Annotated in this window: 4 protein-coding genes; 1 reads left to right on the forward strand and 3 read right to left on the reverse strand. The window is 67.0% G+C overall.

The window, feature by feature from the left end:
• Nucleotides 1–7 precede the first annotated feature (7 nt).
• A complete protein-coding gene (locus ABEB12_RS22370) occupies nt 8–1,612 on the reverse strand; it encodes an FAD-dependent monooxygenase (RefSeq protein ID WP_345703045.1) in 1,605 nt (534 codons plus the stop codon).
• Between the two features lie 72 nt (nt 1,613–1,684).
• Nucleotides 1,685–3,058: a cytochrome P450 gene (locus tag ABEB12_RS22375; protein ID WP_185066007.1), complete on the reverse strand. Its 1,374-nt coding sequence runs from the start codon at nt 3,056–3,058 to the stop codon at nt 1,685–1,687.
• 718 nt (nt 3,059–3,776) lie between these two features.
• Here ABEB12_RS22375 and ABEB12_RS22380 point away from each other — a divergent pair.
• Entirely contained in the window at nt 3,777–6,503 is a 2,727-nt protein-coding gene (locus ABEB12_RS22380; RefSeq protein WP_185066008.1) for a LuxR C-terminal-related transcriptional regulator, read from the forward strand.
• A gap of 314 nt (nt 6,504–6,817) precedes the next feature.
• On the opposite strand, the gene ABEB12_RS42180 is transcribed toward ABEB12_RS22380, so the two are convergent.
• On the reverse strand, nt 6,818–7,041 hold a 224-nt coding region (locus ABEB12_RS42180; RefSeq protein WP_425572263.1), incomplete at its 5' end, for a WD40 repeat domain-containing protein.

Here is a 7,041-nt window from a genome sequence, read left to right on the forward strand (position 1 = left end):
CGCGCGGTCATTGCGCGCGCCCTCCCCGGACGGTGTCCGCCAGCCGGCCCAGGTCCTCCGCTGGGCGGTTGCCCCGCCACGCCACGTGCCCGTCCGGCCGGACCAGCACCAGCGGCCGCTCGTAGGCGGCCGCCACCTCGGGCTCGGTGTGGTCCAGCACGCGCAGCGGCACCCGTCGCGCGGTGAACGCCCTGGTCCACGGCTCCGGGTCGGTGGCGGCATGGGTGCTGGTGGTGCGCAGCAGGACGAAGGAGTCCCCGAACAGGTCGAGAGTGGACATCCCGGGCCTGACCCAGGCGTGCGGCGCGCGCGAGCCGGGGCGGGAGTTGGGCCGAGGGGCGCCGTCAGGGGGCGCGCTCGGGTCGGCCACCACGACGGGCGAGTCCGGGTACCGGAAGCCGAGGTGGATTCGCGGGGCGTCGAACTCGTGGGCCGCGCCGTCGACGACCAGCCCCGCGCGCATCGCCCGCCGTGCGCGCTCGCCGTCCGGGGTGTCGTCGTTGAGCTCCTCGGGAATTGTGCGCGCCTGGGCGCGGTGCAGGTTGCGCTGCGCCTCTGTCAGGGCCACCAACGCGGTCGGCCGGCGTTCCGCGGTGTAGCTGGCCAGCAGGCCGGGGCCGGCCCAGCCGTGCAGAGCGGCGGCTAGTTTCCAGCCCAGGTTCGCCGCGTCGCAGATGCCCAGGTCCTGGCCGAAGCCGCCGGCCGGCGCGAGTGCGTGCGCGGCGTCGCCGACCAGGAACACCCGCTCGTGCCCGAACCGTTCGGCGACCCGGGGCGCCAGCCACCACTCGGAGTCCGCCACTATGCGCACCGGGGTCGGCTCCGCCAGGAGCTCACCGATCACGGTGGCCGCGTCGGTCTGCCGGGCGACGCGTTCGGCCGCGTGGATACTCAGCCGGTACAGCCCGGCGCCGTCCACCGCCACCAGCGGGTAGCGCGCCGCCGGCGAGGCCATCAGATAGAACAGAGCCGCATGCCGCTCGCCCAGCCGCTCGCGCAGCCGCGGCGCCCGGAACAGGATGTCCCGAAACCGTTGCGCCTTGTAACGGGTCGGTGCGGCGATGCCGCAGTTCTCCCGGACCCGCGCGTCCGTGCCGTCGCAGTCGACCAGGTAGCGGGCTCGCACCCGAAGGCCCGGCCCTGCCGCCGCATCGGACACCGTGACGGTGACCCCGTCGCCGTCCGGTTCGAACCCCTCCAGCCGGGAACGCGGCCGCACCGGACCGTCCGGGTGGCTACCCAGCTCGTCGCGCAACAGCGGCTCCAGCCAGTGCCGAGGACAGATCGCCGGCGGCTCGGGGGTGTGCCGAAACGGCGGCCGGGTGTCCATCGTGTACCGGGTCAGCCGGTACAGCTCGTGCCCGCCGACCCGGGTCACCCAGGCACAGTCCAGCGGGTGATCCCCGGGCCATCCGGCGCCGCGGATCGCACCGGCGACTCCCCACCGGCGCAACAGCTCCATCGCGCGCGGCCCGACCACACCCGGGTCGGGCGCCCCACGCTCGTCGCCTTGGTCCAACAGCACGAAGTCGATCTTTCGAGAGCGCAGTTCCAGGGCCATCGCCAGGCCGGCCACGCCAGCGCCGACGATCACCACCTCGGTCTCCAACACGACGACCTCCTCAGGCCGGGCACGGGGCGGGTCGGGTGTCGGCCGTCGTGAGCGCCCGGATCCCCACGGCCGTTACGGCTCGCGGGGGTGCGGGACCATGCGAAGCGAGCTGGGCCGAGGGTGTATGCCGTTGACCTCGTGTACGTCCTGGCGCGGTACCGAGCGAAGCTTCCACCGGGGCAGCAGGATCGCGAGCGCAATCAGCACCTGCGTCTGGGCGAAGAACTCGCCGATGCACCGGTGGCGCCCCATGCCGAAGGTCGTGAAGGCCCCGGGCGGCAGGTGGCGGGCGCGATCGGATAGCCAGCGGTCAGGGTCGACGCGCATCGGGTCGGGATACATGCACGGGTCACGGTGCACCGTGTAGGGGCTAAAGCCCAACTGGGTGCCCGACGGGATCTCGACTCCGCCGAGGAGGAGCGGCTGGGCCGCGACGCGCATACCCAGCAGGAAGGGGTGCAGACGCAGGACTTCGTCGAGCACCCTCGGCGTGTAGTCCAGCTTGTGGACAGCCTCATCAAGGGGCACGTCCGTGTCGAGGAGGCTGCCTAGCTCATCGAGTATCCGTGCTTCGACGTCCGGGTGCCGTTCCAGCTCGCGAAACGTCCAGGCGAGCGTGGTCGCGGTGGTCACGACCCCGGCAAGAAAGATGGTGATGACCTCGTCGTGGAGTTGCCGCCGGCCCATGGCTTCCCCGGTGTCGGGATGCCGTGCGCTGATGAGCTTCCCGAGCAGGTCGTCGTTGGGTGCTTTCGGCCGCTCCAAGCGCCGTTCGATAACGCTGTCGATAATGTCATGAAGGGAACGGCTGGCCATCTTGAAACGGCGGTTCGCGGGGATCGGAAGGCGTTCGAGGGACTTCGGAGTCTGCAAGTAAACTATATAGGTGTCTGATAGCGTCGGTATTATCCGGCGCACGGCCTGCGTGGCATCGTCGTCCAGGTCCAGTCCGAACATGGCACGTGTGGTGTTTATCGTGATCAGATCGGACATCTCGTGACAGATGTCGACGTGCCGGCCCGCCCGCCAGGATTCCGACAGTTTTTGCGTGTTGTCACACATAAGGCCCGCATAGGCGCCGATGTGGTTTCGGTGCAGCGGAGGCTGCATGAGTCGTCGTTGCCTCAGATGGAACTCGCCGTTCGAAGTCAGGAGTCCGTTGCCGAATATCTCGCAACCTTTGTCGAACATGCCGCCGCGTTCGGCGAGGCGAGCTTGGTTGACCATCACCTCATGGATCAGCTCGGGCCTCGTCAGCATGTAGAGCGGGGTCCGTCCGAAGTCGACCCGCACGATCTGGCCGATTGTGCGCAGGGACTCCAGGAACGTGAACGGTCGACGCAACAACGGCCAGACGTGACCGAAGCCGGGGAGCCTTCCGGGGGCGACGGGAATATCGGTGAGCCGCTTGAGGGAAACTTCTTCGGTGAGTCTGCTATCTCCCATGAGGTCCTATCCTCGATTTCCCGAAGCCACCTTGTCCAGGGCAGGATTCAGCAACCTCGATTCTGGTGGTCGCACCGCCGCGCACACATCCCTCACGGCCGCGGTCGGATGGTGGTTCATCCGACGGCATGAGCCCGTGACCAGCCCGAGTGAGGATGGTCAACCCGCGCAGGCGCGTAGCTCTTGAGCAGCCGGCGGGGCACCGCTGTGGTGTCAGTGGCTACTCCGGCCCAGTTGGACGGACGAAAGTCCTGTTCGAACCCGTGCAATTGTATAAGGGTGCGGTAACCGTGCCTAGCCGATTAACAAATTCGACGTATTGGCCTATTGGTCTGCCGTACGAAGATGTATACAGTGCACTTGAACCGACGCTACGTAGTGCGGAAATCACCCGCTTAGGTGGACGAGAACCTTCGCTGTTGGCTGCGCTAGAAATTGATGCTAGGCTTGTCATCGTTGAAAAGTGTGCCCTCGCCACTTGTCGCTGATGCATCATGCGGAGAAGATTTCGGACGCTCGATCGCCTTTTAGCTCTGGAACTCGATGGGTGGAACGCCCAATGGGAGGGACGAGAGTGCTGATGTCCGAATCTTCATCAAGTGTCGCGATGAATGGCGCCGTAAAGACTCGCTTAGCGCGTCCATTGCGTGGGCGTGAAACGCAGATAAAGCAGATAGAGTCGGCGCTTCGTCATGCGGTGGAAACGCGGCGGAGCAGGGTGCTGCTGGGGGAAGGCGGGTCCGGGGTCGGCAAGACCAGCCTTCTCGCCGAAGCGATTGACATCGGCGTGAAAGGCGGGTTCTCGGCGGTTGAAGGTGTCGCCGGCGCCCGGGGTTCCGAAGCCGGTCTGGCGCTGGGTGTCTCAGCGAGGAACACGTCGAATACCGGGATCGTTGGGCACGGTCACCGCGCGCTGATAACCACGTCCGGGCTCAAGGAGGTCAAGATCTGGCTTCTTGGCCTGATAAAGCGCGGCCCGGTCCTCGTCACGATTGATGACCTGCACCTTTTCGATACAAGCATACTGACGGCTCTGAGTAGGCTCATCATGAGTCTGGGCAACTGCTCAATAGTATGGATGGTGATGTCTAACCCGGAGCGGGACGGTGTGGATTACGACCTGCGGGTGGCTCAGTTCACCAGACTCGGCGCGGACAGGATCCAGAACCTTGGCCCGCTCTCCCGCGATGCGGTCACTCAGCTGATGACCGACTGCCTCGGCGCGGTTCCCGACCCCGCCGTCATCGAGCTGGCCGAAGGGGTCGGCAGCGCGCCACGCACGGTGATCGAGCTGGCGCACGGTCTGGTCCAGGACGGCGATCTGCAGGTCGGCGATGGCACGGCACGTCTGACGGCCGCTTCCGCTGTGCCTGGTCTCGCGGCGGCCGGTGCCCCGGGGGCTCCGCGGCGCTTCGTCGCGATGGTCCACCGGCGTCTGGAACCGCTCTCGGCGTCCGCGAAGAAGGCGCTGAAAGTGGCGGCGGTGCTGGGACCGACATTCAGCCCGAGAGACCTGTCGACGATGCTCGACGAGTCACCGGTCAATCTGCTCCCTGTGCTGGACGAGGCGATCGATCGCGGACTTGTGGTCTGCCGGTGCGAAGCCTTCGCCTTCCGCACCGCTCCGGTGTGGCGGGTGGTGCTCGACTCCATTCCGCTGCCCATACGCGTGCTGGTGCACCGACAGGCAGCGAAGACGCTTCTTGCCCAGCCCGACGGCCTGGAGGCTGCGGCCCTGCATCTGGTCCACAGCGCACAGCACGGGGACATCGACGCCGTGCGGATCATCTCGCAAGCCGCCGAACAACTGCTCATCTCCGCTCCGGCGACCGCTGGGGCTTTCGCCACCCGAGGCATGGAGTTGGTGAACCCCGATCAACCCGACTGGGTTCTGCTGGCCTGCACCGCGGTCGAGGCGTCCATCCGGGAAGGCGCGGTGGACCAGGCCGTCAGCTTGGCCAAGGACACCATGAAACAGGTCGAGTTCGACCAGCAAGTGTCGAGCGCGCACGCCAAGGCCGTCGCATCGTTGCAAGCCTGGCTGTCGGTCGCGCTGCTGTTTAAGGGCGAGGTGTCCGAAGCGGCCGCCATGTCCGGCAACGCACTGGCTGTGCTGGAGGTCGACGCGGCACATCGGTCGCGGGCCGAGCTCGCTCGCCTTGTCTCCCTCTGCCTCACCGACAACGGCGCCGCCGTCAGGCGCGCCGACGAGATTCTTGGGACGCGTGACAGCCATGCTCGCTCGGTCAACGTGTGCGCATGGACCGTCCGCGCATTGGGCCAGTGGCGGGATGGATGCGTAGACGAAGCACTGACGCTTCTGCGGAACACGGTCGAACCCAACCGCGCTACTGACAGTACGCAGCTGCTTGATCCGCGTTGGGTCCTGGCCTCGATGCACATCAAGCTCAGCGAGCTCGACGAGGCGCTGGCGGTCATCCGCGCGTGCTCCCGCGCGATAAAGGAAAGCCAGGAGGCAAAGCCGTCGTTCGCCGTGCCGAGAATTCTCCGATCCGCGCTGCATCTGGCCAAGGGGCGGCTCAACGATGCCGCCGACGACGCGAGGAGCGGCATCGAGTTGATGGCCGACGGATACATCCTCATGTTCGCCCCGCAAGCGTGGGGGGTGCTGGGGGTCGTCGCGCTGCGCCGAGGGAACCTCGTCCAGGCGAAGGAGCATCTCGATGCGCTCGAGGAGCTCTTTCCCAAGAGCTACTGCCGGCCGTGGTGGGCCATGCGCTTTCTGCTCACCGCACAACTGGCCGAGGCAAGAAGCGGCCCTCGGGAAGCGATGGCAATTCTGGAAGACGTCTTGGTCAACGCCGAAGCGCGACGCGAATTCGTGCTGGAGGATCCGATCGCGGCTCCCTGGTGTGTCCGTGCCGCCATTGCCAGCGAGATGCGCGACGTCGCCGAACTGGTCGTCGCGACCGCCGAAAAGCTCCAGGCGGACAACCCCAAGCTGGTCGCGCTTCGCGCGGGGGCCATGCACTCCCGGGCTTTGCTGGACCGTGACCCCGATGCCCTGGCCCAGGTGGCCGCGCTCCGACCGAATCCGTGGGAACAGGCGTCAACGCTGGAAGACCGGGGGCTCCAGCTACTCGCCCGTGGCGACCAGGATGCCGCGATCGACGAGTTGGTGCGCGCCATGAAGGGTTACACGACGACGGGCAGTGACCGCGACACAGCGCGGGTGAGACGTCGATTACGCCACCTCGGAGTGCGGCGACGTCACTGGCAACACGTCCCGCGCCCGGCCGCTGGTTGGGACAGCCTGACCGAGACTGAACGGAAAGTGGCCGAGCTGGTGGCGAGCGGGCTGACCAACAGGGAAGTGGCCAGCCAGGTGTTCATCTCCCGGCACACAGTGGGTTTTCATCTCCGGCAGGTCTTTCGCAAACTACAAATTCACTCCCGTATCGACCTAATCCGTTACAAACGCTGACCCCTTACTCCAGACCGGGCCTGTCGAACACCGAGCTCGTCCGCAACTCTCCAGCCGCCCTCCGCCTAATCACCCCCTGCGATCAACCCGCTGATCAGCCAGAGCGCGGCGATGGGCGCCTTGCCCATGCCGCTGACACGTCCGGGCGGGCTCAGATACGGCATCCGGCACGCCGCAGTTGCATCCCCGCGCGGCCGGGGCAGGACGACGACGTCACCCATTGGCCAGCCCGCAACGCTCGAGTCGGTCCTCGGGGCGAGGTACCAGCGGGAGCGGCACCTTGTCCACGTCAAGTCCACAGCCGGCGGCCCGGGCTACGCGATCTCGCCAAAACCAACCGAGCGCTCCGAGCGAACACCCACCGCGTCACCCGCGGCTGATGAGCTCAACCGGCGAGTCGGACCCGGGAACGTCCAGACCAGCACCGTTCTGTCCCGCCCGCTGGAGGCGAGCACGGTGCACCCGTCAGGGAGCGTCACGGGGCATACGGCGTAGACGGCGCCGGTGTGGCCGGTGAGGGGTTCGGTGGCGGGTTGGC

Source organism: Actinospineispora eucalypti, assembly GCF_039543365.1.
GTDB classification, from domain to species: Bacteria; Actinomycetota; Actinomycetes; order Mycobacteriales; family Pseudonocardiaceae; genus Pseudonocardia; species Pseudonocardia eucalypti.